This is a genomic window from Bacteroides sp. OF04-15BH, assembly GCF_003477995.1.
In the GTDB taxonomy this organism is placed as follows: Bacteria; Bacteroidota; Bacteroidia; order Bacteroidales; family Bacteroidaceae; genus Paraprevotella.
Genome location: NZ_QUEM01000011.1, coordinates 26,731 through 52,052, shown reverse-complemented (window position 1 = coordinate 52,052; position 25,322 = coordinate 26,731). Strand labels below are relative to the sequence as shown.

18 protein-coding genes are annotated in these 25,322 nt (G+C 47.6%); 7 read left to right on the top strand and 11 right to left on the bottom strand.

Annotated features, from left to right (window positions below; translation table 11 throughout):
- Positions 1-7: 7 nt before the first annotated feature.
- The 4 genes from DXA74_RS06690 to rpsA all read right to left on the bottom strand — a co-directional run bounded on the left by DXA74_RS06690 (position 8) and on the right by rpsA (position 4,708).
- A complete protein-coding gene (locus DXA74_RS06690) occupies positions 8-1,537 on the bottom strand; it encodes a L,D-transpeptidase family protein (RefSeq protein ID WP_118526002.1) in 1,530 nt (509 codons plus the stop codon).
- 9 nt (positions 1,538-1,546) lie between these two features.
- Positions 1,547-1,858, bottom strand: coding sequence for a T9SS type A sorting domain-containing protein (locus DXA74_RS06685; protein WP_118526000.1), 312 nt, complete (start codon positions 1,856-1,858; stop codon positions 1,547-1,549).
- Positions 1,859-1,932: 74 nt separating this feature from the next.
- A complete protein-coding gene (locus tag DXA74_RS06680; RefSeq protein ID WP_118525998.1) occupies positions 1,933-2,847 on the bottom strand; it encodes a ribonuclease Z in 915 nt (304 codons plus the stop codon).
- 73 nt (positions 2,848-2,920) lie between these two features.
- The gene (gene rpsA / locus DXA74_RS06675) at positions 2,921-4,708 is read right to left on the bottom strand and encodes a 30S ribosomal protein S1 (RefSeq protein ID WP_118525996.1); all 1,788 of its coding nucleotides are present in this window, start codon (positions 4,706-4,708) and stop codon (positions 2,921-2,923) included.
- Positions 4,709-5,035: 327 nt separating this feature from the next.
- Here rpsA and pfkA point away from each other — a divergent pair, with 327 nt between their 5' ends.
- Positions 5,036-6,016 carry a 6-phosphofructokinase gene (gene pfkA, locus DXA74_RS06670; protein ID WP_118526098.1) on the top strand — a complete coding sequence of 327 codons (981 nt, stop codon included), beginning with the start codon at positions 5,036-5,038 and terminating at the stop codon, positions 6,014-6,016.
- A 112-nt stretch (positions 6,017-6,128) separates the two neighbouring features.
- On the opposite strand, the gene DXA74_RS16310 is transcribed toward pfkA, so the two are convergent.
- From DXA74_RS16310 to DXA74_RS06650, 5 genes are all read right to left on the bottom strand, one after another.
- A complete protein-coding gene (locus tag DXA74_RS16310; RefSeq protein WP_158576030.1) occupies positions 6,129-6,266 on the bottom strand; it encodes a hypothetical protein in 138 nt (45 codons plus the stop codon).
- A 6-nt stretch (positions 6,267-6,272) separates the two neighbouring features.
- Entirely contained in the window at positions 6,273-6,713 is a 441-nt protein-coding gene (locus tag DXA74_RS06665) for a hypothetical protein (protein ID WP_118525994.1), read from the bottom strand.
- Between the two features lie 224 nt (positions 6,714-6,937).
- A complete protein-coding gene (gene secA, locus DXA74_RS06660; RefSeq protein WP_118525992.1) occupies positions 6,938-10,234 on the bottom strand; it encodes a preprotein translocase subunit SecA in 3,297 nt (1,098 codons plus the stop codon).
- Between the two features lie 88 nt (positions 10,235-10,322).
- Positions 10,323-11,909: an alkaline phosphatase family protein gene (locus DXA74_RS06655; RefSeq protein WP_118525991.1), complete on the bottom strand. Its 1,587-nt coding sequence runs from the start codon at positions 11,907-11,909 to the stop codon at positions 10,323-10,325.
- A gap of 4 nt (positions 11,910-11,913) precedes the next feature.
- Positions 11,914-13,119 carry a DUF4105 domain-containing protein gene (locus DXA74_RS06650; RefSeq protein WP_118525990.1) on the bottom strand — a complete coding sequence of 402 codons (1,206 nt, stop codon included), beginning with the start codon at positions 13,117-13,119 and terminating at the stop codon, positions 11,914-11,916.
- 242 nt (positions 13,120-13,361) lie between these two features.
- Between DXA74_RS06650 and DXA74_RS06645 the strand changes: the two genes are divergently transcribed.
- The 5 genes from DXA74_RS06645 to DXA74_RS06625 all read left to right on the top strand — a co-directional run bounded on the left by DXA74_RS06645 (position 13,362) and on the right by DXA74_RS06625 (position 19,560).
- The gene (locus tag DXA74_RS06645; RefSeq protein WP_118526096.1) at positions 13,362-14,093 is read left to right on the top strand and encodes a type III pantothenate kinase; all 732 of its coding nucleotides are present in this window, start codon (positions 13,362-13,364) and stop codon (positions 14,091-14,093) included.
- Positions 14,080-15,399: a hypothetical protein gene (locus DXA74_RS06640; protein ID WP_118525989.1), complete on the top strand. Its 1,320-nt coding sequence runs from the start codon at positions 14,080-14,082 to the stop codon at positions 15,397-15,399. Before DXA74_RS06645 ends, DXA74_RS06640 begins: the two co-directional genes overlap by 14 nt.
- 5 nt (positions 15,400-15,404) lie before the next feature.
- Positions 15,405-16,040 carry an LPS export ABC transporter periplasmic protein LptC gene (gene lptC / locus DXA74_RS06635; protein WP_118525988.1) on the top strand — a complete coding sequence of 212 codons (636 nt, stop codon included), beginning with the start codon at positions 15,405-15,407 and terminating at the stop codon, positions 16,038-16,040.
- 4 nt (positions 16,041-16,044) lie between these two features.
- The gene (locus DXA74_RS06630) at positions 16,045-17,313 is read left to right on the top strand and encodes a hemolysin family protein (protein WP_118525987.1); all 1,269 of its coding nucleotides are present in this window, start codon (positions 16,045-16,047) and stop codon (positions 17,311-17,313) included.
- 96 nt (positions 17,314-17,409) lie between these two features.
- On the top strand, positions 17,410-19,560 hold the full coding sequence (locus DXA74_RS06625; protein ID WP_118525986.1) for a peptidylprolyl isomerase: 2,151 nt from the start codon (positions 17,410-17,412) through the stop codon (positions 19,558-19,560).
- Positions 19,561-19,740: 180 nt separating this feature from the next.
- Here the strand turns inward: DXA74_RS06625 and DXA74_RS06620 are convergent, their stop codons facing one another.
- Positions 19,741-19,944, bottom strand: a complete 204-nt coding sequence (locus DXA74_RS06620; protein ID WP_147401045.1) for a hypothetical protein — start codon at positions 19,942-19,944, stop codon at positions 19,741-19,743.
- A 247-nt stretch (positions 19,945-20,191) separates the two neighbouring features.
- On the opposite strand from DXA74_RS06620, the gene DXA74_RS06615 reads away from it, so the two are divergent.
- Complete coding sequence (locus DXA74_RS06615) at positions 20,192-21,124, top strand: AAA family ATPase (protein ID WP_233550477.1); 933 nt, start codon at positions 20,192-20,194, stop codon at positions 21,122-21,124.
- Between the two features lie 143 nt (positions 21,125-21,267).
- Here DXA74_RS06615 and DXA74_RS06610 read toward each other — a convergent pair whose 3' ends face one another.
- Positions 21,268-25,284 (bottom strand): glycoside hydrolase family 2 TIM barrel-domain containing protein, encoded by a 4,017-nt coding sequence (locus DXA74_RS06610; protein WP_118525983.1) that lies wholly within the window; start codon positions 25,282-25,284, stop codon positions 21,268-21,270.
- Positions 25,285-25,322: the final 38 nt, after the last annotated feature.

The window sequence follows — 25,322 nt, the reverse complement described above, 5'->3', positions numbered from 1 at the left end:
CTTGTCTTTATATGTTTTTTAGTTTCTCTATGATAATACGGTCGTAACCATAAGGGTCGCCGCAGGAGCGCAGCTTTCCCGACGCATCAAAATACAGCGTCTGGTAGGTGATGAACAGAGGATATGGCGCAGAAAAGCGGTAATAGCTCATCGGTTTAAAATTGTCGGACTGCTGCCAGCGCCTTCCCTTGTCGGTTGTCGGCGGCAGGTCGAGCGAGAGGCGCACCTTATCCATCGTTTCGTCATCGTCTATCAGGAACGAAGCCAGCTCCAAAGGTTTCTCCAGACGGATACATCCGTGACTGATGGCCCGATTGCTGCGGGCAAAAGCCCCCTTGTTGTTCGTGTCGTGAAGAAAGACGGCGAAATTGTTCGTAAAGCGGAATATCATGCGCCCCAGCGAGTTCCCTTCGCCTCTTTCCTGACGGAGCATGTAATTGCCCGAAAGCAGCATGGACGCACTCACGTCGGCAGGGTCAACTTCTTCCCCGCTGCCCTTCTCGATAATCTTGATCCGGTTGCGCTCATAATATCCCAAATCGCCCACATGCCGCACGGCAATCTCATTTTTGATGATGCTGAAAGGAATCACCCAATAGGGATCTATCTGCATATAGTCTATCCGGGAGTGCAGCAAGGGGGTTTTATGCTTCAGCGAGCCGCCGCAGATTTTCATTTCAAGGCTCCGTCCGGCAGCCTCGTCACAGGCAATAAGTTCCTGCGAAGCCATATTGACCCACACATAACGCTTGTCGGGTTGCGTGCGCCGCCAGCGCAGACGCTCCAGGTTGGCCAGCACCTTATAGCGGCCGTAAGACTCGGATTCGGGGGAGAGATACAGCGCCAGCATCCGCAGATAAGCCGGAGTGGCGGGCTCACTGGCCCGTATGCTGTCCACAAAAGAAATATGACTCAGGTTGTTCAGCGCCCGCCGGATATAGGCCTGATTGGCGCGCTCGGTCGGTATGTCATAAAGACGGGTATAGACCACCTGAGGCGTGGTGTCGGCCACATCCAGACGATTGAACACACGCGAAGGCTCCAGCAGACCAAACCGCAGTCCGCAGAGCAAGCGCAGATAAAGTTGTGTGAGCCGGTATTCCAGACGACCGTATGTGGCACTGATTTCCTGAGAGGAAGCAAAATCCAGCGCACGCACACGCTCCAGATCCTTTTGTATCGGTTGGGTCTGGAAAAGTGCTGAGGGCATACCCCATCTTTTGGCATCGGAACACAAGGCCAAAAGACTGTCTGCCCGAGAGTCTACCCCATTACGGGTAATCCAGAGAAAGGAACCTTTCTCCAGATAGTAACGGTTGAGAAAGGCATCGGCATACAAGGTTGCCGGTTTGTCATGAATCAGCTCTTCAATCTCCGTTCTGATTTTTCCGCTATACAGCGAGCAGGAATCCGTATTCCACTGCCCGAAGTCATCAACAGACACCTGTCGGTGCACCTCTACCTCTTCCTGTCCGCAGGAATACATAAAGGCGCAACTAAGAGCAAGAAATAAAGAACGGCATTTTCCGAGTTTCATCACATGAGATTATCCGATAGAGATTTTACGTACCAGTTTTCCCAGTTTCAGGATATAACATCCCTTAGGCAGAGAAGTGCTGATGCTCTGCTCCGAACTCTCTACCTTGAACGAACCCACTTTCAGACCGGCCAGGTTATAGATTTCCAACACCATGCCCTCGGCATGCTGCACCGTAAGTTGGTTACCACGCACGGTAATGGATGGAGCCAGTTCGTCCATCATTCCCACAGAAGGCATATCAGCAAAAGCATAGGCGGGTGTCACAGCCGGCAAAAACAAAGTGAGTAACAATATAAGTGTAATGTATTTCTTCTTCATAAATCCTGACTTCCTTTCTCAATGTCACAAATATAAAGTATTTTCTTTGAAGGAGCAAACAATATGCACAAAAATCAAATCTGCAGATTGAGATTCTCACGGGCCAGCACCGTATCGGGGAAGATGGTCTGCGCCTCCTGGAGCAGCAGCTCCTCATCGTCGTAACGGGCCGAGAAGTGACCGATGCACAGCCGGCGGGCTCGGATCATCCGCGCCATTTCGGCTGCCTGACGGGCCGTACTGTGGCAGGTTTCGCGGGCGCGGCGCTTGTCGCATTCTGCAAAAGTGGCCTCGTGATAAAGCAGGTCCACCCCTCTGAGGAAAGGAACGATTTCGGGCAGATAAGTGGTGTCCGAGCAGTAGGCATAGCTGCGCGGCGGCTGCGCGGGACGCACAAAATGGGCATTGGGCACCACAGTTCCGTCCTCGAGCACCCAATCGGCTCCCTGCTTGATGCGCGCAATGGCATAGTCGGGCACCTTATAGAAATCTATTTTCTCGCGAATGATATGCGGCAACACGGGTTTCTCGCGGAAGCAGAAGCCCATACAGGGCACCCGGTGGCGCAACGGAAAGGCATAGACCTCGACCGAACGGTCTTCGTAGACCAAAGAGTAAGTCTCGACAGAAAGTTCGTGAACCTCTACCTCATAAGGCATTCCCTGACAGAAGAAATCCAGTTGCGGGCGCAGCAGGGATTCCAGCGGTGCCGGCGCATAAATGTGCAGCGTTTCGGTACGCCCCAGCAGCCCGAAAGTGGAAATCAGACCGATCAGACCGAAACAGTGGTCGCCGTGCAGATGCGAAATAAAGATATGGTTCAGGCGCGAGAACTTCAGACGCGAGCGGCGCAGTTGCAACTGGGCTCCTTCGCCGCAATCTATCATGAAGAGCTTGTCGCGCACATTCACCACCTGTGCCGAGGGATAGTGGCGCATCGTAGGCAATGCAGAACCGCAACCCAGAATATTGACTTCGAATTTTTCCATAGAACACCAATTGTTATAAAAAAAGAGCGGTGACCCGAGGACACCGCTCTTCGCTATTTATTCTTGAATAGAATTATTCACCTTTTTCCATCTGAGCCTTCAAAGCTGCCAAAGCATCGATGTCACCCAGAGTAGTTGATGCAGCCTGGTTCTGAATCATCGGAGTATCTTCCTTCTTTGATGACTTCTTAGGAGCAGCAGCCTTCTTAGCTTCCTTAGCCTCAGCACGCTGTGCATCTTCGAAGATACGGCTGTGAGACAGGATGATGCGCTTGCTTTCCTTGTTGAACTCGATAACCTTGAATGGCAACTTCTCGTTCAACTGAGCCTGTGAACCATCTTCCTTAACGAGGTGCTTCGGAGTTGCGAAACCTTCTACACCGTACTCCAGCTGGATAACGGCACCCTTGTCGAGCATCTCAACGATAGTTCCTTCGTGAACTGAATCCTGAGTGAATACAGTCTCGAATACATCCCATGGGTTCTCCTCCAACTGCTTGTGACCCAAGCTCAGACGACGGTTCTCCTTGTCGATCTCCAGAACCTGAACCTCGATCTCAGCACCGATCTGAGTGAACTCTGAAGGATGCTTGATCTTCTTAGTCCAAGACAGGTCAGAGATGTGGATCAATCCGTCAACACCTTCCTCGATCTCAACAAATACACCGAAGTTAGTGAAGTTGCGAACCTTTGCAGTGTGCTTAGAACCTACAGGATACTTAGCCTCGATGTTCTCCCATGGATCAGCCTTCAGCTGCTTGATACCCAGAGACATCTTGCGCTCCTCGCGATCCAGAGTCAGGATAACAGCCTCAACTTCATCGCCCACCTTCATGAAGTCCTGAGCTGAACGCAAGTGCTGGCTCCAAGACATTTCAGAAACGTGGATCAGACCTTCTACACCCGGAGCGATTTCGATAAATGCACCGTAGTCAGCCATAACGACAACTTTACCCTTAACCTTGTCACCTACCTTCAAGTTAGGATCCAAAGCATCCCATGGGTGCGGAGTGAGCTGCTTCAAGCCCAGAGCGATACGCTTCTTCTCATCATCGAAGTCGAGGATAACCACGTTGATCTTCTGATCCAACTGAACAACCTCGCGAGGATCGCTAACGCGGCCCCATGACAAGTCAGTGATGTGGATCAAACCGTCTACGCCACCCAAGTCGATGAATACACCGTATGATGTGATATTCTTAACGGTACCTTCCAATACCTGTCCTTTTTCCAGCTTGCTGATGATTTCCTTCTTCTGCTGCTCCAACTCAGCCTCGATAAGAGCCTTGTGAGAAACAACAACATTCTTGAATTCCTGGTTGATCTTAACCACCTTGAATTCCATAGTCTTGCCAACGAATACATCGTAATCGCGGATTGGCTTAACATCGATCTGTGAACCTGGCAAGAATGCCTCGATTCCGAATACATCAACGATCATACCACCCTTAGTGCGGCACTTGATGTATCCCTTGATAATTTCTTCTTTCTCCAGAGCCTCGTTAACACGATCCCAAGAACGAGTAGCACGAGCCTTCTTGTGTGACAGGATCAACTGACCCTTCTTGTCTTCCTGATTTTCGATATACACCTCAACAACATCACCTACTTTCAAATCAGGATTGTAACGGAACTCACTCATAGGAATGATACCGTCTGATTTAAAGCCGATGTTCACAACAACCTCACGCTTGTTCATTGCGATAACAGTACCGTCAACAACTTCGTGATCGTTTACTTTGTTCAAAGAACCTTCGTAAGCCTTCTGCTGTTCTTCACGACTTACGTTTGCTGCGTCACCGCTTTCATAAGCTTCCCAGTCAAAATCTGCCAGAGGAGCTACATTTTTCAAATCTGCCATTTAGTTAATTAATTGATAATAAAAATACTAATAATGTTAGACATTATATTGTTTAAAATTCGCCGCAAAGATAAATCTTTTTCTCCTCAATAAAAACAGAGCATTCTCATATTTTTTATATTTTAATTATTTATAACATTCGAATTTTCAGCATTCCCTGCCTGCTCCCCCATTGCCCCGCCGCCGGAAGAGGGGCAAACTACAAAGGAATGTCACATGGGGAGCGGAATGACACATATTTATATATTTTTCGCTATTCACATATCTGAAAATTCTCAGTTTTATCGTACCTTTGTGGTACTCACAAACATTAATAGAATTCAGAGCATGAAAAAAAAGATTGAATGTATCGGTGTACTGACCTCCGGAGGTGATGCTCCGGGAATGAATGCCGCCATCCGCGCGGTGACTCGTACCGCCATTGCCGAGGGCTTCAAGGTAAAAGGTATTTACAGAGGCTTCGAGGGATTGTTGCGCAACGAGATTCAGGAGTTCACAACCGAAAACGTAAGTAATATCATTCAGCGTGGCGGAACCATCCTGAAGACAGCCCGCTGCAAGGAGTTCCAAACCGTAGAAGGCCGTAAGGTTGCCTACGACAACATGGTGGCACAGGGCATCGACGCACTGGTGGTTATCGGTGGTAACGGCTCACTCACCGGTGCAAGAATCTTTGCCGAGGAGTACGACGTTCCGTGTATCGGACTTCCGGGTACTATCGACAATGACTTGTACGGAACCGACTCAACCATCGGTTATGACACTACCCTGAATACCATCGTGGAGTGCGTGGACAAAATCCGCGACACGGCGACTTCACACGAGCGTATCTTCTTCATCGAAGTAATGGGACGCGATGCCGGCTTCCTGGCACAGAACAGTGCCATCGCCAGCGGTGCCGAAGCAGCCATCATTCCGGAAGACTCCACCAATGCCGACCAGCTGGAGCAGTTCATCGGACGTGGTATCCGTAAGAGCAAGAGCTCAAGTATCGTCATCGTTTCCGAAAGCCCGAAATGCGGTGCCATGTACTATGCCGACCGTGTAAAACAGGAATATCCGGAATATGATGTGCGTGTATCTATCCTGGGCCACCTGCAGCGCGGAGGTTCACCAAGCGCCAGCGACCGTATCTTGGCTTCACGCCTGGGTGTGGGTGCCATCAATGCCATTCTGGAAGGCCAGCGCAACGTGATGATCGGAATCCGTGACGACGAAATCGTTTACGTTCCGTTCGCCAATGCCATCAAGAACAACAAACCGATCAAGAAGGAGCTGATCAACGTATTGGGCATCCTGTCCATCTAATTCCTTCTGTCTGGTTTACCGGTATATCAAAAGGAGCTGCATCCCTCATTCGGGTGCAGCTCCTTTTTCTGTTTCACATCTCAAAAAATCTCCGGAAAACGCATCCGAAAAATCATCCCAATGAAAATGAAAAGGCATCCTGATGATTTTTCATTTTCATTGGGATGTTTTTTTTACAACGGGCGCCACCGCAAAAAACAAAGACAGCATGGATTGCTCCACACTGCCTTTCTACAGCTATTTTTCTCATAAGAACTTATTCTTCGAGCAATTTCTTCAGGAAATCATTCAGTTCCTCATCCAGCCCCTTCAAAAGGTCCTTATCCAAAATGATGGTGTCATCATCTACCAGATAAAGGTCGCTCACCACATCCTGATCTTCATCAATCAGCACAAAGGAAAAAGGCTTGAGAATAGGAAGTTTCTCCCACACCTCCTGCATTCCCTGAATGCACTTTCTCAAAACAGGCACGTTCGTTTCATAGAAATTCTCGTCTTTTGAATCAATCCACTCCTCAACCACACAACGGGTGAGCTCATCGAAATCATCATTATACACAAGAAGTTCACCGGATTCGGGCTTGATTTGTAAATGAATATCCGTAAGCACCGGATCGGTCTTTATCATCGAAAACTTTGCTGCGACTTTATTCAAAGCACGTTCTATCTGTTGAATCGTAGGTGATGTTACGCTCATAATCAAAAGTCTTTTATATTTATAGAAACCAAAATTACAAAAAAATATTTGTAATGTCGCTTTTTAGAGCTAAAAAAACAAATTATATGTAGAAAATAGGACAAAGCGGGAATAAAGTCGGGAGCCACACGCCCAAAAGCTCCAAAAAAGAGTTTTTTCTAAAAAAAGATGCCCGGACTCTTGCGAATCCGGGCATCGATGGGTTATCGGCAGACGAAACCGGATTAGAGACCGGCTCCGTGACAATTCTTGAACTTCTTGCCGCTTCCGCAAGGACATGGATCATTGCGACCCGGTCCCTTGTCGGCTACATGAGGTTGCTGCGGCTGTGCGGCGCGAGTATCCTGTGCAGCTGCGGCAGCCATATCCGGATCATTCAAATCCTCGTGGCTCTCCACATAGTTCTGCTTCTGGTGTGCCGGTTCCGGATCTACCTCGCGCACTTCCTGCGGAGCCTGTACCGGAATCTGACCGCGCATCAGGATGCTCAGCGTCTGGTTGTTGATCTTGTCAACCATCTTGTCAAACAAGGTCACACTCTCCAGCTTGAAGATCAACAACGGATCCTTCTGCTCGTAGCTGGCATTCTGTACGGAGTGTTTCAACTCATCCAGAGATCTCAGGTTTTCTTTCCAAGCCTCGTCGATGGTGTGCAGCATGATGGTCTTCTCAAATTCCTTGATCACTGACTTGCTCTCTGTTTCATAAGCCTCCTTCAGTGGGGTTGAAATCTGATACATGCGGCGTCCGTCAGTAATCGGAACCAGAATATTCTCATACATGGCACCCTGAGTCTCATAAACCTGCTTGATCACCGGATTGGCAACAGCAGCCATCAGATCGGTCTTCATCTTGAAGCGCTTCATGGCTTCTTCGTATGCCTTTTCATAAAGTTTCTCACGCTTCACCTCGTTGTATTCCTGTTCGGTGAACGGACATTCCATAGCCAACACTTCGAGGAAGCTATCCTTGCAGCTTTCATAATCACCGCCGTCGATGAAATATACGCAACGGTCCCAAATCATGTCGGCGATATCCATTCCGATACGCTCTCCCATCAGGGCGTGACGACGCTTCTCGTACACTACTGTACGCTGCTTGTTCATCACATCATCGTATTCCAACAGGCGCTTACGTACACCGAAGTGATTCTCCTCTACCTTCTTCTGGGCGCGCTCGATAGACTTGCTGATCATCGGGTGTTCAATCATCTCGCCGTCCTCAAAGCCGAGTTTGTCCATAATGTGAGCAATACGCTCGCTGGCGAACAGACGCATCAGCTTATCTTCCAAAGACACAAAGAATACAGATGAGCCCGGGTCACCCTGACGACCGGCACGACCACGCAACTGTCTGTCTACACGACGGCTCTCGTGACGCTCGGTACCGATGATTGCCAAACCGCCGGCAGCCTTAACTTCGTCGCTCAACTTGATATCCGTACCACGTCCGGCCATGTTAGTAGCGATGGTCACAGTACTGCTCTGTCCGGCCTTGGCCACGATGTCAGCCTCTTGCTGGTGCAACTTCGCATTCAATACGTTGTGCGGAATCTTTCTCATCTGAAGCATCTTGCTCAACATTTCAGAGATTTCAACGGATGTGGTACCTACCAACACCGGACGACCGGCCTTGATCATCTTCTCCACTTCCTCGATCACCGCCTTATACTTTTCACGCTGAGTCTTGTAAACACGGTCATCCATGTCCTGACGGGCGATAGGACGGTTGGTCGGAATCTCAACGACATCCAATTTATAGATATCCCAGAACTCACCTGCCTCGGTGCTGGCCGTACCGGTCATACCAGAAAGCTTGTGATACATTCTGAAGTAGTTCTGCAAAGTAATGGTTGCAAATGTCTGTGTGGCAGCCTGAACCTTTACGTGCTCCTTGGCCTCGACAGCCTGGTGCAAACCGTCGCTCCAGCGACGACCGTCCATAATACGACCGGTCTGCTCGTCCACGATCTTCACCTCTCCGTCGATCACTACGTACTCGTCATCGCGGTTGAACATGGTGTAAGCCTTAAGCAACTGCTGGATGGTGTGTACTCGCTCGCTCTTTACGGCATAGTCACTGTAAAGCTGATCCTTCTTCTGCAAACGCTCCTCAGCAGACAATGAGGTGTCAGACTCCAATGCTGACATTGCCGATGTGATATCCGGCAATACGAACAGATCCGGATTTGAAGTTGCGTGAGCCAACCACTCGTTACCCTTGTCGGTCAGATCCACACTGTTCATCTTCTCATCTACCACGAAGTACAACGGTTCTACCGCCTCCGGCATACGCTTGTTGTTGTTCTCCATGTAGATTTCCTCTGTCTTGAGCATACCGGCCTTGATTCCCGGTTCAGACAGATATTTAATCAATGGCTTGTTCTTTGGGAGGGCCTTGTGGCTACGATACAACTGCAGGAAACCCTGAGCCACCTTTTCCTTATCGTCACTGGCAATAAGCTGCTTGGCCTCGGCCAGATACTGAGTGGCCAACTGGCGCTGAACTGCCACGAGCTGCTCAACCAGCGGCTGATAGACGCCGAACAACTGATTGTCCCCCTGTGGCACCGGTCCAGAAATAATCAATGGAGTACGGGCATCGTCAATCAACACGGAGTCCACCTCATCGACAATCGCATAGTTATGACGGCGCTGTACCAGATCTTTCGGGTTAGTAGCCATGTTGTCGCGCAGGTAGTCAAAACCGAACTCATTGTTGGTACCGAAAGTAATATCGGCCATGTAAGCCTTGCGGCGTGCGTCAGAGTTTGGCTGATGACGGTCGATACAGTCTACGCTCAAGCCGTGGAACATGTAGATCGGACCCATCCAGTCAGAGTCACGCTTGGCCAGATAGTCGTTCACGGTTACCACGTGCACACCGTTTCCAGTCAACGCATTCAAGAATACCGGCAGGGTTGCTACCAATGTCTTACCTTCACCGGTTGCCATCTCGGCGATCTTACCCTGATGCAATACGATACCACCGAAGAGCTGTACGTCATAGTGTACCATGTTCCAGCGGATGTCGTTACCACCGGCTGTCCAGTGAGCGTGATATACGGCCTTGTCTCCGTCAATATCCACGAAATCATATTTCACAGCGAGCATGCGGTCGAAATCGTTTGCTGTAACGATTACGTCCTCATTCTGGGCGAAACGCTCGGCAGTAGACTTCACGATAGCGAACACCTGAGGCATCACCTCGTTCAGAGCCACTTCATAGCGGTCCAGAACCTCCTTCTCCAATTTATCGACCTGTGCAAACAAAGGAGCACGGTCCTGAATCTCGGTCTGCTCGATCTTAGCCTTCAGTTCAGCTATTTTGTCCTTCAGGTCATTGGCCGATCCCTGAATGTAACTCTTCAACTCCTGAGTCTTCGCACGGAGTGCATCATTGTCCAATGCCTGTATTTCAGGATAAGCGGCCTTTACCTTCTCAACCAGAGGCTGAATCTGCTTCATATCTCGGGTTGACTTGTTACCAAACAGCTTGCTTAAAAATTTATTTATATCCATATATATTGTTTTTTTATTTGTCAAACGACTGCAAAGTTATTATAATTTTTTCAAAAAAGCACATTCTATTGACGGTAAATAGCAAATTCTATTTTAAATCCGTCAGCGGATAAGCAGAGCAAGCGTTTGGAGCCCGTATTCTCATAAACTGTGACAGTGTAGGTGCCACACAGTCTACAGAAACAGGAGTTTTTATGATTTGTGACTTGATGTCATAGCCCAGGAATACCAGCGGGAAGCTGACGAAGCCCTCTCTGATCCAGAGCGGTTCGTTAGAGTTTTCCGTCTCCAGTTTCCAGCCCGAAGAAACATCAATCAGAATATCTCCGGAACGTTTCGGGTGGTAACTGTTGCGGATCTTGCTGATTACAGGACTCCAGGAACCGACATTCAGACGATGGCTGGTATACACATCCTGCACACCTTCCAGCTGAATGATGAAATCCTGGCATCGCTGCAACACTTCCGCCGAATTAAGCTGTTTTTCTTCAAGAAGTTTCTTGTTCAGGAAAATCTGCGCATTGTAAGTGGCTTCCACATACTGACCTTCGCCATACATGGCCATCAGATACATGTTCAGCAAGGCAGATGCCTTTTTCATGCTGAACACTCCGGTAGGAATTCGGTAACGGGCCAATTCAGGGCGCTCAGGGTCTGAATAACCGGTAGAGGTCACCACAAAGAGCACCTGTCCAGTTCCCACCCGTTTCTCTACATAATCAATCAGATCGCCCAACTGACGGTCAAGACGCACATACGTATCCTGCAATTCTATAGGATATTCAGACGAGGTTCTATGCTCGAAATTTCCAGCATAATAGGTCACTGACAAAAAGTCAGTCACATCATCTTTTCCCAAAGCCGTGCTTTCCATGCACACTTTGGCAAACTTATTCACCTCCTCATTGACACAACCGGTAGTCTTGAACTGCGAGATACGCTGGTCTCCCTTAAAACGATGTTCAAAGGAATTGGTCACGGCACTGCCCAGCAGATAATTGAAATTACCTACCAGATCGTTGGTCGGCGTCCATTTAAACTCGCCAACCTTTTCCCACAACGGATTGGTGCGATCGTAAGCACTGGCCCACGCCGGATAGCCACCGTAATATGAGGAAGTAACCCACTGTCCCGTCTCGTCATTGATCCAGAAAGCGCCATCGCCTGCATGTCCTGCCGCCAGAATTGCAGCATCGCGAAAAGGCGAAATGGCATAAATCTGCGCGGTTCCGGCCGAAGCCATCTTCAGTTCGTCCACCAGAGTGGAAGTACGCAGATATTGCGGCGAGGAAGCCGTACCCTTAGGAAGAGAAGGATATTTCTCGTCGTCCACACAGAACACCGGACGGAGAATCTTGCGATCCATCCACATATTCGCCACAATACCGTTTTCATAAGGCGAAGCACCGGTAAACAGGCAAGCCACAGCCGAAGCTCTGTCCGGACTGACAAAAGGATATTCCGCATTCAGGCAGACGTATCCGTCTTTCATCAGACGCTTGAACCCCCGCTCGCCATACAGCGATTTAAAGGCCTGCATGTAATCAGAACGCAACTGATCGATCGTAATGCTCACCACCAGACGCGGCGCATCCGAAGCCGCATGTGCCGAAGCGTTGGACAAAATCCACGCTCCTATCAGGGCAGTAAGTAAACGATAGTTTTTTAAATGCATTATCTTATTTTATTTGATTTTTCTTATAATAAAGGATATAACCTAATGATCGTATCAACAAAATACATGCCAAAGATACAACCGGCGCACAAAAGTCCTGCCGAGTAAATACTGAAAAGATCATAAAAAACATTAACCATACAGTATATACCTCATGGATTCGTGTTTTCTTCCGATGTATGGCGCACGTTACGATCCGCGGCAAGAACAGGAAAGGCAGAGGATTCAGCAACAGAATCTGCCAGTTTGACCCCACTGTAGGATGTTCCGAGAAGAAGAACAGCACGGTAACCACACAGCCCATCAGAGCCACCAGCAACTGAAAGAACACATCCACGCCCCAATAGATCTTATTCTTGCGATACTGAAACACGCCCAATATCAGCAGAGCGACGCACAGCAGGGTTCCCACCACCACTGGAGTCAGATATTCAGAGAAGATGCGGGCCATTCCCGTAGGCTCCACAGCCTGTGCCGGCAGAGGAACAAGTGTTTCCTCGCGCAAGACAAACGGGCGTTCCTTGCCATCAGTCGTGCGTATCACAGCCTGAGCGGCATAGTCCTTCATATAAAAAGGTGCAAACATTTCCTGACGTATCGTAATAGGTTTGTCGGCATCGACACCCAGACAGAGGTCATTGCCCACCTCGGCCCACGGAGCTGCTGCCGTGTATTGGTGGATAATCTGCCGGTAAGTGAGTACCCGTCCGGCATGTTCCTTGTAAACCACCTCGCCGTTGACCGCCTCTTCAATGCGGTCGCGCGCCCGGGTCGTACAGTTGTCATAAAGGAAGTTATAGCGATACTTTCTGTTTTCGGGCTCATAATTGATCATCAGCAGGCGAAACAGATTTTCCTTCTCTGCGGGTGTCAGGTTCAGGACCTGAGCATAGACCGCCGAGCCACGGCGACGATAATAATCTTCCATCGGAGCGTAAGGGATGATCCCCAACTCATAGTCACACTCACCCTTTGTGAAGCGCCACACAAAATTCGGCGAATCAAAGTCGAACAGTCCGTAATTGAAGGCCCAGTCGTCACCGGTTGTTACATTCCGATAACGGATGGCCGTATGTCCGTATAGCGCATAAATCTCGGAAGAAGGCGAACAGGTGAGCAGACTGAACTCAATGGAATCGCGTTCAAAATCCTGCGCCTGCACACTCAGGATATTCCAGATGCACCACAAAAACAAAAAAATCTTTTTCATAAATCACATACTTTGGGGCAAAAGAAAAAGCAACACTTTTCATTAAAGCCGTGCAAAAGTAATCAATATATCAACACGACACCTACGAATTTCTGTAAAAATGGCAAAATAGCGTACATTATTTGACGAAACATTCAAATCGGAAAGAATCTGTAACTCCAGCACGCAAAATATAGAAAAAAGGTAGCACAACTAATCATTTTTATATAACTTTGCAGGCCAAAAGGCATATATCAAAGAAAGTGAATCTAATTATTGACATAGGAAATACGCTCGCCAAACTGGTAGCCTTCGATGGAGAGACCCCTGTCGAAGAAATCAGAACCTCCAATGATTCGTTGGAGGCACTGGGTTCATTCATAAAGAAATATAAATTTAAAAAGGGAATTGTCGCCTCGGTCATCGACTTGTCGGCTACGGTACAGGAGCAGCTGGCATCTGTCGATTTCCCAATTTTATATTTCAACGCCTCTACCCCAATTCCCATACAGAACCGTTACCGCACGCCGCACACGCTGGGTTCCGACCGTCTGGCCGCCGCCATCGGGGCCAACATGCAGTATCCGGAACGCAACATCCTCGTGATTGATGCCGGCACCTGCCTCACCTATGAGTTTATTGACAGTCAGGCAAATTACTGGGGCGGAAACATCACATCGGGATTGCAGATGCGCCTGAAGGCCATGCACACCTTCACCGCCAAACTGCCTCTCATCGACAGAAAGGGAGACACCCCGGAACTGGGTTATGACACCGAAACGGCCATGCGCTCGGGAGTAATCACCGGAATGACTTTTGAGATAGAGGGTTATATCCGCCACTTCCGGAAAAAGTATCCGGATCTTTTGGTTTTTTTAACTGGAGGAGACGACTTTAATTTTGATTCCAGCATAAAAAATATCATCTTTGCAGACAAATACCTCGTTCCAAGGGGACTAAACAGAATATTAAATTTCAACAATGAAAAGTTCTAGGAAGATTCTTTATAGTTTATTACTCGCCGGAGCACAAATTCTCCCGGCCACAGCACAGACCAACGGAACCAATTCCCCCTACTCCCGTTTCGGACTGGGAATGCTGGATGACCAGTCACAGGGTTTCAACAAAGCCATGAGCGGACTGGGCATCGGCTTGCACGCAGGCAATCGCGTAAACATGCTCAACCCGGCATCCTACTCCAAGGCAGACTCCCTTACCTTTATCTTTGATGTGGGTATGTCTCTGCAAAACGGAAATTTCAGCGACGGAAGCACCAGTGTCAACGCACATAACACCTCACTGGACTATGTGAACGCCCTGTTCCGCATCAGAAAGCACCTGGGCTTTTCTTTCGGTTTTGTTCCCTATTCCAGCATCGGATACAACTTCACCACATCGCAGCATGTGGGCACGGACTATGTTTCGGGCAACACCATCACCAACCAGTCAACATATTATGGCGACGGCGGTATCCATCAGCTGTATGCGGGTATCGGTTGGGAACCGTTCCGCAACTTTTCCATCGGTGCCAACGTGAGCTATCTGTGGGGTAACTACTACCACACGGTGAGCCAGACTTTATACAACGGCTCTTCGGCCGATGCCAATGCCAACAATCTGTACCGACAGTTCAATGCCGACATCACCACTTACAAGGTAGACCTCGGTGTTCAGTATGACATTCCTATCAACAAGAAGAACCTGCTGACCATCGGTGCGATTGCCGGAATCGGACACAAAATCAACAATTCAGCCACCGTGCTGACTCACACTACCAACAGCGACTCCACCACACAAGTGGCTCCGAATGCCTTCCAGCTGCCATACAGCTTCGGTGTGGGTATCAACTGGAAGTACAACAACCAGTGGAGCGTCGGTGCCGATGTGCATCACGAAAAGTGGGCAGACTGTGTCATGCCTGCCATCGACGACCAGACTTCGGTCTATGCCGCACAAAAGGGACAGTTCCTGAACCGCACGAAGGCTGTGATTGGTGCCGAATTTGTACCTAACCGCGAGAGCCGCCGCTACCTGCAACGCGTGGAATACAAGATAGGAGCTTCATACAGCACCCCATACGTCAAGGTAAACGGTCAGGACGGTCCGCGCGAATATGGCATCACTGCCGGATTCGGACTGCCCATCACCAACAATATCAACAACCGCTCGGTGGTCAACGTATCCTTCCAATGGTTGCATTGCAGCCCGAGTGCTACATCCATGATTACCGAAAACTACCTCCGTCTGAACGTGGGCATCACCTTCAATGAGAAGTGGTTTATGAAGTGGAAGATCAACTAAGCTTTATGACGGCAAAGAAACATAATTATATGAATTCAACTTCATGCATAGCAGTTATACTTCTGATAACTGCTATGCATGTTTTGATATCCTCATGTTCGGGCGAAAAGGTGCATACGGCACCCGCAGTCAGCGACAAAGACTCCCTCCCCTTCATGCAGGCCAAGGGCATCAGCAACCTGATTTCCGACTCGGGAATCATCCGCTACAAGATCATTGCCGAAAACTGGAATATCTACAACACCACCAACCCGCCGAAATGGACCTTCCTGAAAGGACTGCTTCTGGAGAAGTTCGACACCACCTTTCATGTAGAATGGTTCGTCCAGGCCGACACCGCCTACTGTTATAACCAGAAACTTTGGGAGCTGCGCGGACGCGTTGTAGTTCGGAACGTGGAGGGTACTGTCTTCAAGACCGAAGAACTGTTCTGGGACATGTCCAGCCACGAAGTGTACTCCAACATGTATGTACGGATCATCACCCCCGAACGCGAGGTGGAAGGAACCCGTTTCCGCTCCAACGAACAGATGACCCGCTACACATTCTACAATTCAAAAGGCTCATTGCCGTTTAACGATGCCGGCTCGGCCAGCCCGCAAGACTCCGTGGTGCGCCAGGGACCGGCCAAACCAATTTAAAACTATGGGAATAATATTTTTGGAAATAGCTTTTATCCTGTTGCTCTCCGCCTTCTTTTCCGGCATGGAGATTGCCTTTGTGTCCTCCAACAAACTCCGCTATGAGCTGGAAAAGTCCTCACAGAGCTTCACCAGCAAGGTGCTCGACATCTTCTACGAGCATCCCAACAACTTTATCTCCACCCTGCTTGTGGGCAACAACATCGCCCTGGTCGTCTACGGTATTCTCATGGCCGGCGTGCTCGACTTTTACCTGCTCGAACCGCTCGGATTGGGACAGTACGAAGGCGCCAAACTGATTATCCAGACGCTGATTTCCACCCTGATCGTACTGGTTACGGGCGAATTTCTGCCCAAGACCCTGTTTAAGATCAATCCGAACAAGATGATGAAGATCTTTGCCTTCCCGGCATTCATCTTCTATGTGGTGCTTTATCCGATATCAGAACTTACGAGCGGACTGTCACGCCTGTTTCTCCGCATTGTGGGTCTGAACACCAGCAAAGACCAGACCGAGCAAGCTTTTACCAAAGTGGACCTGGACTATTTCATCCAGTCGAGCATAGACAGCACTACGGACAAGGAGGAAATCAACGAAGAAGTGAAGATTTTCCAGAATGCCCTGGAATTCTCCAACGTAAAGGTGCGCGACTGCATTGTGCCGCGCACGGAGATTCAGGCCATCGACCGCACGGCCTCACTCGAAGAGCTGAAGAACCTGTTCGTGGAAAGCGGAAAATCGAAAATCATCGTCTACGACGGAGACATCGACCACATCGTAGGCTTCATCCACTCATCGGAAATGTTCAAGATACACGACCAGTGGCAGCAGAACATCCGCGAGGTGCCCATTGTGCCCGAAACCATGCAGGCCCAGAAACTGCTCAAGACATTCATGCAGCAGAAAAAGTCACTGGCCGTAATCGTGGACGAATTCGGCGGAACCTCGGGCATTGTAACCATGGAAGACCTTGTAGAGGAAATCTTCGGTGACATCGAAGACGAACACGACACCTCAAACTACATTGCCAAAAAACTGGACCACAACGAATACCTGATTTCCGCCCGTCTGGAAATCGAAAAAGTAAACGAGCTGCTCGACCTCGACCTTCCGGAATCGGATGATTACCAAACAGTAAGCGGACTCATCCTGCACCAGTACCAGAGCTTCCCCAAACTCAACGAAGTGGTTTCCTTTGGAAAATACGAGTTCAAAATCGTCAAAAACACCATGACGAAGATTGAATTGGTGCGCCTGAAAGTCGTTGAATAACATTTTTTCGGGGAAAAAATCCTTCTTTTGAAGGTTTTTTTGTATCTTCGTACGCTTTTATGGAAAAATAAATAACAAAAATTCATAATTAAACCAATGGCAACTTTACAAAAAATCAGAAGCAAAGGCCCACTTCTTATGATCGTTGTGGGATTGGCGTTGTTTGCATTCATCGCCGAAGAATTCTTCCGCTCTATGCAGTCTGCCTCAGCAGAAAGCAAACAGAGAGTAGGTGAAATTTACGGAGAGTCGCTGTCCTATCAGGATTTCCAAAGCCTGGTAGACGAGTACTCTGAAGTAGTTAAGTTAACCCGTGGAGTCAACTCTCTGGACGGAGCAGAAATGACTCAGATCAGAGACCAGGTGTGGAACACATTCGTTCAGAACAAGCTCATCGAGCATGAGGCCGAGAAGCTGGGTCTGACCGTGACCGACGCCGAATTGCAGGAAATCATCAACAACGGACGCAGCCAGTATCTGATGCAGACTCCGTTCCGCAACGAGAAGACCGGTGCATTCGACGTAAACATGCTGAAGAAATTCCTCACAGACTATGACAATATGAAGAAGAACCCGTCACAGATGCCGGCTGAGTACATCCAGTACTACGAAAGCATGTTCAAAATGTGGCAGTTCATCGAAAAGAGCATCAAGCAGGAAGCACTTGTCAACAAGTACCAGTCTCTGCTGGCTCACTCAGTAATCAGCAACCCGGTAGCCGCCAAGATGAATTTCGAAGGCCACGTTAATGAAAGCGAGTTGCTGCTGGCTTCAGTTCCTTTCACCACCATCTCCGACAGCACCGTCAAGGTAGAGGATGCCGACCTGAAAGCCAAGTATGAGGAAATGAAGGAGAACTTCAAGCAGTTCAGCGAAAGCCGCGACTTCAAATATATCAGCGTTAAGGTTAGAGCCAGCGAAAAGGACAAGGCCGAGCTGAAGAAGGAAATGACCGAGGTAAGCAAGCAGCTGGCCGAGGGCGGTAACATCAGCAAGATCGTACGCGAGAGCGGATCTCTGGTAAACTACTCTGAAATTCCTGTAAGCAAGGCTGCTCTTCCAGGTGACGTAGCCGTACAGCTCGACACCATGACTCTGAACAAGGTGCTCGGCCCATACTACAACCCGGGTGACCAGACTTTCAATGTTGTGAAACTGATGAACCGCGTTTCTGCACCGGATTCAATCCAGTATCGCCAGATTCAGATTGTCGGAGCCGACGAGGCTACCAATGCCAAGACTGCCGACAGCATCATGACAGCCCTGAACAACGGAACTCCGTTTGATTCTATCGCCAAGAAGTATGGCCAGACCGGCGAAAAGGTTTGGATCACTTCAAGAAACTACGAAGGCGCAACTATGGGTCCGGAAGACTTGAAATATATCAAGGCCGTAACCAACGGTGCAGTCAACGAACTGCAGAACCTGAAGATTTCTCAGGCCAACGTAATCCTGCAGGTAACAGACCGTCGCAGCATGCAGAACAAATTCGATGTAGCTATCGTAAAATGCCCGGTAACCTTCAGCAACGAGACTTACTCTAAGGCTTACAACGACTTCAGCCAGTTCCTGGCAGCCAACCCAACTCTCGAAGAGATGGAAGCCAACGCAGCCAAGGCCGGTTATCAGCTGATGACTCAGAAGGACATGCTCAGCAACCAGCACAATGTTGCCGGTATCAGCAACACCAGCGAGGCTCTGAGATGGTTGTTCAACGAGGATACCGACGTAAACAGCGTTTCCAAGATGTATGAGTGCGGCAACAATGACAACATGTTGGTTGTTGCTCTTACAGCTGTAAATCCTGCCGGATACCGTTCAATGGAAAGCGTGAAGGACATTCTGACCCGCGAAGTGATCAACGACAAGAAGGCTAAGCAGATTGCGGACAAGATGGCTTCTTGGAAGAGCGTGAACGACGCCAAGCAGATGGCTGGTGCAGTGGTAGACACTGTAAAACATGTAACCTTCAACTCTCCGGTGTTCGTAAGCGCAACCGGTAACAACGAGCCTGCCATCAACGGTGCAGCCGACAAGGCTACCAAGGGTCAGTTCAAGAGTGGCATCAAGGGTATGGCTGGTGTATATGCCTTCCAGGTGCTGAACAAGACCAAAGGTCAGGAGAAGATGGACGTGAAGAACGAAGAGAATATGCTGAACAGCAAGAACATGCGTGGCATGGGTCAGTTCATCATGGACCTGTATAACAAGGCAGAAGTGATGGATCACAGATATCTGTTCTATTAATTCACGAATTTGTCTCACACAATATTCCATAAAAAAAGTGCATCGCTCGGCGGTGCACTTTTTTTATACCCTCACTTTAATCTGATTCGTGATGAAAAGGCCTGATTTTTTCGTCCTGATGAAATTAAAAAATCATCGAAATGAAATTTGCCGTTCATTTCGATGATCTGAAAAAAGGATTTAGAAAATATATTTTGCCTCAAGCATGAAATAAGAATTGACATACATATAACGGCTGTAGACCGTTGAGTAATCGGATACCTGGTACCAATTGTTCTGCTTTCCGCGCAACAGGTCATAACCGGTTAGAGTCAGTGTCAGACTGTTCTTCTTCAGGAAGGAACGGCTGAACTGCACATTCCACACATACTCCATCTTATTCATGGGAGCATGGGCAATACCGGCAGTGAATCCAAAGAAGAAATGATCTTCGTTTTCACGGTAAACAGTCCCTGAGCATTCACCAAACTGGGCGAAAGAATTTTCTTAGCTTTTCATGATTCAGATGAAAGAAACGAAGCAAATCAATGGATAATTTGCGAATCCATAGAGAAAACGCTATTTTTGTAAATAAACAAGGATACTGGACTTGAACCCGCAAAAGTATGACACGCCGGAAAGCCTGTACAGCATGCTCAACGATACTTTGTGCAACTGGGAAAGTCAATATGAAACACGCCCCAGCGAAACGACCCATTCCCTGCGCTTTCAGGGAGTGATTCAGCGTGCCGCCGAAAAATGCGGCCAGCAAGTCGTTGTCCTGATCGACGAATACGACAAACCCATGCTTCAGGCTATCGGTAACGAACCCTTGCAAACAGAATACCGCAACACACTGAAGGCCTTTTATGGGGTTCTGAAGAGTTGCGACAAGTATCTGCGCTTTGCCATGCTGACCGGTGTCACCAAATTCAGCAAGATCAGTGTATTCAGCGATCTGAACAATCTGATGGATATTTCCTTATCCTCACGCTTCGCTTCCATGTGCGGAATTACGGAACAGGAGCTGCACCATTACTTTAAAGAGGACATCAGATTACTGGGTGAAAGCCAAGGAATGTCTCCGGAAGACACTTCACGGGAACTGAAACAATGGTATGACGGCTATCATTTTTCGGATAAAAGCGAAGACATTTACAATCCGTTCAGTCTGCTCAATACTTTTGCACAAAGGCAATTCGGCAGCTATTGGTTCGAGACAGGAACACCGACATTCCTGGTGGAACTGCTGAAACACTGTCGCTATGACCTGAACCGCCTGACGCAGGAAATGGCCATGGCAGATTCTCTCAACGGAATGGACTCCATGGAAGAGAACCCCGTGCCGATTCTTTACCAGAGCGGGTATCTCACCATCAAAGACTTTGATCGGGAATTCCGGTACTATACTTTAGGCTTTCCGAATAAAGAGGTGGAAGAAGGATTTACCAAATTCCTGCTTCCGCACTATGCGCATCTGTCTTCCGTACCCTTTGCGTCTGATTCCCGAAAACTTTTTAAAATCGGCGTGAATTTCAGCAATGCCACCCGTGGCATCGAGAAGTGGTTAATCGAGGAAAAATAAAAAGAGCCAGATCAACAAAAAGTATTTCATCCAACTCATGAAAAAACTCTCCATATTAGGATCTTATATGTAAGAATTCAGTTCCTAATATAGAGAGTTTTTTGTATCAAAGTTTTTATTCACTCCTGAAATATCATGTTTGCTTAGTTCAGAATCTTGATTTCCGCTCCAGTTGCAAAATCATCTCCATTCTGTGAACTTAAAGCTGTAAAACGAACATAACGGGCTTTAACCGGCTCATTGAAAAGGATACGCTTCTCTTTACGGTTGTTCTCAAATGAACCTTTGACGATAATTTCACCCCAGTTCTTTCCGTCATTACTTACCTGAATCTGGAAATCCTTAATGTTTCCATTACTGCTATCCTGTCGTGGCAAGTAGACAAAACCTTTTATAGTCTTTTCTTCTGTACAGTCAAAGTCTATCCAATGCGGATATTTTGCCACAGTAACAGAATATACTGTATGCCAATATGTATTCGCATCTCCATCAACAAGATGATTGGCATCACCTTCACCCTGTTCTGCACTGCTGGCATAAATGACTTCTACCGGAATGTTTTCAATCCGATCAAATTCAGATGTAGCCATCAGTTGCTCATTATCTTTGTACCAGGCCTTCACCAGCCCGCCGTCACGCAAGCTGAAAGGTTTAGCATAGACCAAAGTTTTTTTAGATCCGTTTATGCTATAACATATAGTGGCATCCTTTCTGGCAGAAGTAATGTTCAACATACCGGTACGGTCACGTGATATGCCCAACGGCATATCTCCGACAGCAGAGATCTTCGCCCTTTGAGTAAGATTACCGTTTGCCGGACGAATGATAAAGCCCATCATATGATTTCCAGCCTTGACACGGTCTTCAGGCAAAGGAGCGTCCTGACCACAACTGCTGCCACCAAGCCCCATCATCTTAAGGTCTATATGCAGATAATTACCATCAGATTCGGGAAGCTGGTACGGATGCGGAGCTTCTACCATCTGCATGGCCGACCATGGCAGAGCAGAAGCAGAGAACGGAGAAGATGTAGATACGAACTGTACACCCTGACCAGTCTGATCTGTCAAAGCACACCAGCGGACGCCTTCGCGATTACCCATAGACTGCGGTTTAGGGAAATCTACGAACTGCTCCTGGACTGTACTATGATATAGTTCGACGAACGCTCCGTTCATACGGTCATTATAATTGTTCTGAGGGCCGCGTCCATAATAAGTATAATTGGAAAGATCCTTAGGCGTCTTCATGACATATCCCAGACGTGGAAGATCCAGATTAGGCTCATTTGATATGATATTAGCCTGTAACTCTATGGAGCCGTCTTTATAAACGGTCCATATCTGGTTGGTTGTAAATTTGAAATCATCCGGACCGAAGTCTTTAGACTTGGTAATCTCATATTTACCTGAGCTTATACCCAAATCCTTAATATTATATCCACAAGGAGACTGAGACTCTACAGTATAAGCTATTACTACTGCTCCATCCTTACGGGTATATACCGACTTGTTCAGAACTTTATGATGCAAATTGTTCAGACCTTTGGCAAACCATTGTCTGTATGCCCAGTTGTCATTGTCGGTCTGTGCTCGGAATGCATCAAGTTTAGGACCGTTGTTTTCTGTAAATATTGTTTTCGTACCATATTTCAGATGGTTGATCGTTCCTGTCTTATTGTCAAAGACTACTGTAAAGCCGTTGCCTTTTACTGTATATGTCTCATTGGATTCATTTAAGATGATATCTTCTCCTTCTGCGACACTTGCAATGCCGGCAAATGTATCAGCCTGTTTCAGCGGCAGCTGTTCTTCCATCTGTACATATCCTTTCTTTGCCCATGGCATGTCTTTAGCCAACAAGAACTGTATTTTAATGAAGTATTCGCTGTCCGAAGCAAGACTGTTGAGATCAAACGGTATCGTATAGTGGACTTTTTCACGAGGACCAACGATGTTGCGATGTCCTTTGAAATTCTTGCTCTCCTGAACCTTTTCCCCGTCTTTCCATAAAGACCATACCATCTCATAGTCAGTCATCGGTTCAAAATAATTTTTGTTGAACACCTCAATCTGTCCTTTCCTGATGTCGACTGCCTTTACGCCTACATTCTGATAGACTTTTTTGACCTCAAAATATTCCGGTTTAGGTTTATGGCCGGGGAAAAGGATACCGTTCATACAGAACATGCCGTCATTAGGCTTTTCTCCGAAATCACCACCATAAGCCAGATATTTCTCTCCTGTTGACTTGTCATAATTATAAAGAGACTGATCCACCCAGTCCCAGATGGCTCCTCCACAGAAGAAGTTGGTAGATTCAATAGCCTCCCAGTAATCTTCAAGGTTTCCTCCGGCATTACCCATAGAGTGGGCATACTCGGATATGTGGAACGGATATTTGATATTGAACGTACCCTTCACGGCCTCACGTGTCCAAGGTATAGGAGGATATTGGTTTGATCCCATATCTACAATATCATTATTGCGTTCATACTGTACCGGTCGACTGGTATCATAAGCTTTGATGGCATCATAAGCGGCCACGAAGTTCTTGCCCGGACCGGCTTCATTACCCAGTGACCAGATGACAATGGAAGGATGGTTCACATGAGCATGTACCAGTTCCATGACACGGGCCACATGAGCATCTTTGAATTCAGGGACATGCGAAAGAGATTCTTTTCCATAATAATATTCGTGACTTTCCAAATTCGCCTCGTCCTCCAGATAGATGCCGTATTTGTCACACAGGTAGTACCAGTAAGGATCGCATGAATAATGTGAGTTACGGACATGGTTAATGTTACCGCGCTTCATAATCATGATCTCCTCCTCCATCTGCTCATGAGTGATGCTGTTACCACTGTTCGGATTTATTTCCTGACGGTTTACACCTTTCAGTTTCACAGGCTTGTTGTTCACATAAAAGTAACGTCCTTTCAGGCCAAATTCGTCATCTTTTGCTTCTGTATCACGTATCTCAACCTTGCAGATGCCGAAATAAGAAGAAACGACATCAACTGTCTTTCCTTTCCTGTCTTTCAGTTCTGCCACTAATGTATAACGGTTAGGTTTCTCCGCAGACCAAAGTTTGGCATTATTAATCGTAAGTCTTGTGGTTATCTTCTGACTTCCATCCTTATCCAATGTGAACTTCTCGGAAACAACAGGATTACCTGCCTTACCCACGATTTCGTCTGAATACAGCTTGTTCTCGAAGACACTATATGTCAAGGTAAAATCTTTTGCAGCCTTCTTTCCAAGGTTGCGCATCATGGCATTTACCGAAACGGTTGCCCCCTCAGCTGTCAGGTCTGTATCAATCTTCATGTCACGTATCTCGAGTTTTGCGGTTGAAGTCAGGTAAGTATCACGGAATATACCTGGCAAACGGTACATATCCTGAGCTTCAAGGAAGGAGCCGTCCGAATTACGGTAAACCTCTACAGCCACAACATTGTCCCCTTTGACCAGATAATCACTGATATTAAATGAGGCCGTATTTCGCGAGTTCTTTGAAAATCCTACATATTTTCCGTTAATCCATAAATAGAAGAATGAATTTACGCCATCGAAATTTATATAGACTTCACGGTCTTTCCATGTTTCCGGTATGCGGAATGTTCTGCGATATGAGCCAACCTCATTACGGTATTTATAGGTAGTCCAGTCCTTGTTCGGTTCACGCATAACACCACCCTTCCAGTCACCGACAACTTTTGTGTGCTTAAAGATTACGGGCTGGTTACAATAAATAGGCACACCGTATTTTAAGGATCCATCCTTTTGTATTCCCACAACATTCCAGCAGGAAGGAACGGTAATGTCATCCCATGCGGCATCCTCAAACTGTACGTCAAAGAAAGTTTTCGGCCGTTCATCAGGATTAGGTGCCCAATGAAACTTCCATGTTCCATTCAGGCTTTGCCAATAAGAACTGGCTTCAGGCTGTACTCGTTTTGCACTCTCTACATCGGCAAAAGAGAAAAAATAAGCACGGGGCTGTTCTTTATTCAAAGAAAGTTTCTCGGGGGCCTCCCATTCAGTACCCTCAGGATGCTGTACCTCACCATACATGAATCCCCCCAAAGGTTGCTGGGCATATGTAGCAGTACTTAGCATACCACATAAAATCAAGCTAAAAGTGAATCTTCTCATCTGTTTACTATTTTAATGATAAAAACAATCCAAGTAAA